Source organism: Streptodolium elevatio, from assembly GCF_040649515.1.
GTDB classification, from domain to species: domain Bacteria; phylum Actinomycetota; class Actinomycetes; order Streptomycetales; family Streptomycetaceae; genus Yinghuangia; species Yinghuangia elevatio.
This window is the reverse complement of sequence record NZ_JBEZFP010000290.1, coordinates 1-1,317: the sequence shown is the minus strand read 5'-3', so window position 1 is coordinate 1,317 and position 1,317 is coordinate 1. Positions and strand designations below refer to the sequence as shown.

1 protein-coding gene is annotated in these 1,317 nt (G+C 72.7%); it reads right to left on the bottom strand.

Going from position 1 to position 1,317, the window contains the following annotated elements; genetic code table 11:
* Positions 1-185: 185 nt before the first annotated feature.
* Positions 186-1,217 (bottom strand): TIGR03617 family F420-dependent LLM class oxidoreductase, encoded by a 1,032-nt coding sequence (locus tag AB0C36_RS43120; RefSeq protein WP_358365288.1) that lies wholly within the window; start codon positions 1,215-1,217, stop codon positions 186-188.
* Positions 1,218-1,317 lie beyond the last annotated feature (100 nt).

The window sequence follows — 1,317 nt, the reverse complement described above, 5'->3', positions numbered from 1 at the left end:
GTTGGACCACCGGGAACAATGCGCTGTTGCAGTGGGTCGCTGATCGACTCAGTTTTTCGGATGGATGCCAAACCGAGATGTCCCGGGCGGCGGGGCCGAGCCGTTTCGCCAGCCGAGCGGCTTGGGCAGCCGATTCGGTCAGGGACGCTGCCCGCCGCGCCGCAGGCTCTCCGAGGCGTGTGCCGTCACGTGCCGGGCTTGCGCAGCGCGTCCAGTACCTCGGCGACGCATTCCGAATCCGCGCGGTAGGGCAGGTAGAAGCCGAGCCGGTCGGCACCCGCGAGCGCGGCCCGCTCGCCGAGGATGCGGGCCGCCTCGGTCGGCGTGCCCACCGCGACGAGGCGGTGCAGAAGGGTGTCGTCGACGGCCGCCGGGATGTCCGCCCAGCGCCCGGCCTTGACCAGGGCGTGCAGTTCGGGTTGCAGGTCGCCGTACCCCTCGGCTTCGAGAACGGGCCGGTACGCGGGGGTCGATCCGTAGAACGCGACCATCGCGCGCGCTCCGGCCACCGCGCGCTCGTGCTCCTCCTCGGTCCGGGCCGCGGCCACGATGACGTCGAGGACGACCGCGAAGTCGTCGCGCGTACGCCCAGCCTCGGCAAGGCCGGCCTCGACCGACGGCAGCAGGTGTCCGCGCAGGTACGCGTCGGTGTTGAACGGGTGCACGAGCAGGCCGTCCGCGGTCGCGGCGACCATGCGCAGCATGCGCGGCCCGACGCCGCCCGCGAGCAGGGGCGGGGTGCCGTACGGGTTGGGCCCGGGCGACAGCGTCGGCGGCATCAGGGTCAGGTCGAAGAAGTCGCCGTGGAAGTCCAGGCGCTCCCCGGTCTGCCAGCAGTCGAGCACGGTACGCACCGCGCGCAGCGTCTCGGCCATGCGCTCGACCGGCCGCGACCAGACCGCTCCGTAGCGGCGCTCGACGTGTGCCTTGATCTGGGTGCCGAGGCCGAGCCGGAACCGGCCCCGCGAGGCGAGGTGCAGGTCGTACGCGGCGTGCGCGAGGTGCACCGGGCTGCGCGGGAAGGCCACGGCGATGTTGGTCATGACGTCGAGTCCCTCGGCTGCCGCGGGCACCAGCGGCAGGAAGACGTCGTGCGGCCCCTCGAAGGTGAAGACCCCGTCGAAGCCCGCGTCGCGCAGTTCCCGGGAACGCTCGGCGGCCTGGTGCAGCGGGACGTCCAGCAGCGTGTCGACGGGTAGCGCCCGTTGATCTGACATGCCGTCAGGAATAGGGCAGGCAGGCGACGGGGTCAAGAGCGGGTGCCGTGCCGATCCCGAAACGCGTCGCGCCCGGCCCGCCCACATAGGGGCGGACCGG

Excerpts from the sequence above, each read along its gene's own strand:
- AB0C36_RS43120 (WP_358365288.1), bottom strand. The coding sequence starts at position 1,217 with ATGTCAGATCAACGGGCGCTACCCGTCGACACGCTGCTGGACGTCCCG.